We start from the raw sequence: 2,331 nt of genomic DNA, 5'->3' as shown, positions 1-2,331 counted from the left end.
TTACCATCTACATCTTCATAAACTAGAACCTTTATTGGCAAATCCAATGCAGACAATATATTTTCTTTCATAAGTGCAGTACCAAGTTTTGGATTTCCAAATACAATAACTTTAGACTCTCTCATATTCATTCCAACAGCTTTTGCATTACCTTTATGGTTAATTATTGCAAATACTCCAAGACCTTTCTTTTTAACTATAGTTTTAATATTATCAATTGTTTTATTAACACTATAATTAGAATCTTTAATAGTAATATCATTAGCTGCTAGAGAAAGCCCTAGTGCTAAAATAAGTAAAAATTTTCTCACTATTTCCATCCTTCATTTCTTGGATTTATCGCTTCTTTTTTTAAAAAAACTCTATAAATTATAAACATAATTAGGAGACCTATAAAAAGTCCACCGAGAACTTGTATCCAAGCTCCAAGATTTAAGAGTTTATTTAATATGTCAGAGTGTTGTTTGTTGTCAATCTCTATCTCTGCCATCTCTGCAATATGCGTTATAGCACTTACTGCCAAATTACCCTCTGGTATATCTATATGACAAGAGAGACAAACTCCACGACGGTCAAGCTTATCTCTTTGAGCCTTACTTAGAGGTTGTGAAAGTTTAAAGTGATGTCCTACGGTCATAAGCTGAGTTCCATTTTCATCTAAAAATCTTGAGTAATCACTATGCAGATTTGCAATTGCAGGCATCTGTTCATCAACTATAGTAGGAAGAACTTTCCCACTTGCAGTCATAATGTCTGTTATAGTTGTTTTTGATGGGTCTTTTGTAGTTCTTGAACCACTGATTCCATGACCTAAAGCTTTTGGCATACTATGACAAGACTCACAACTTCTAGAGTGTTTAGAGATTGTATGAGGATTAAGAGGTGCCATATCTATGGCATTTTGTCCCTCTTCTCCTGCACCCTCTACATTTGGAATCTTGTATATATGATTTTGAAGTAAAGCTTTTCCATCCTTACCAATTACCGTAATAGTTGTTTGACACCCCGGAATAGTTGGAGAGATTCTACCCTCACCATTTTGAGCCAATGGTGGGTCTTCCCATCTCATAAAACTTCTACTCTCTGTTACTGCCCCATCTACTAGATACTTTCTCATATCTTTCATCCCACCAGTTTTACCGTGAATATCATGATCATGAGATGCTTTTAAGTAGTCTGGATTCTGCTTACCTTTTGAGTAGTCTATCTTTACATGACAACCATAACATTGCGGTGCCCAAGTCGCATGACAAGTATAACACTCCATATTTTCAGTATGAGAAGATATGGAATCCATTGCAAGAAGACCCTCTTTTGAGAGTTTTTCTGTCTCTTTTAACTTTTTAAGAGGTATGAGTTTCACATCTTTTCCACTCGCTAAATGCATCATGATTTCATCACCATCTTTTACCGCATGGATGAGAGGATTGCCTCTTGCCGTTAAAAGATAACCATCACGAGGCTCATTTACGCTACCCATTTTAAGGTACTCAGCCATAGTTTTTGTTGTTCCTCTTCCCTCACCAGTAGCGGCAGTTGTATTGAACTCATCACTATAACCTAGTGGCAATTCCCAAGGGTATTTCTTAGTTGTTCCATGACAATCTTGGCACTCAACCTCAACAGCAGCAGCATTTGCTCCACCTAAGAATCCATCTCCATGCATATCATTTGAAGTGTGACAATCTTGACACAACATACCTTTTTGAAAATGTATATCTTCTTGCATATGCATATATCGTTTTGTATGAAGTAGAGGCTGTGCATTACCCTCGTGATCATAAGGAGAATCATAAGCTTTTTCCATTAAGCCTTGATAGGAAACTCCGATTCTCTTTCCACGATTATGACAAGTTGAACAGGTCTCAACTGGAATCCCAGAGTACTCAACATCGTGAACCTTTACTTTAGCATCACGAGATGATTGCATAGAGTGAACCAAGAGATGTCCTCTCTCTTTTTTATTTATAGATTTATCGCCACCCTCATAATAACCCTCATTTGAGTAAGGAATATGACAAGATGAACAACCAATGCCTCTATAGTCACCTCTTTTTTGACGACCTTTAGAACCAGTATGACAACGAAGACACTCTTGACGAAGGTATGTGTAAACAGCTAAAGATGGGTCTTTTTGAACTTCATCAGCAGTAGGAGCACGAGGTAACTCGGTCATCTCTTTTGGAAAAGCTTGAGGTTCCATTAATGAAAGTTTTTCCATATATGTTCTATATGATTCTGTACCAAGTCTTTTATGTGGGTCATCAGGATTTTTAGTTTTGTAGTTTCCTATATCGTGGTTGTAACCATTTTTACCGCCAAAACTCCATA

2 protein-coding genes are annotated in these 2,331 nt (G+C 36.8%); both read right to left on the bottom strand.

What is annotated here, in order from left to right; all coding sequences use genetic code 11:
- The coding region (locus GSY74_RS11015) for a DUF302 domain-containing protein (protein ID WP_164663753.1) at nucleotides 1-311 on the bottom strand (311 nt) is incomplete at its 3' end.
- On the bottom strand, nucleotides 311-2,331 hold a 2,021-nt coding region (locus GSY74_RS03660), incomplete at its 5' end, for a multiheme c-type cytochrome (protein WP_164663752.1). The genes GSY74_RS11015 and GSY74_RS03660, both read right to left, overlap by 1 nt.

The sequence above is a fragment of the Sulfurovum sp. bin170 genome, assembly GCF_010892395.1.
GTDB lineage: Bacteria > Campylobacterota > Campylobacteria > Campylobacterales > Sulfurovaceae > UBA1140.
Note: the sequence above shows the minus strand (reverse complement) of the source record. Positions and strands in the feature narration are given on the sequence as shown.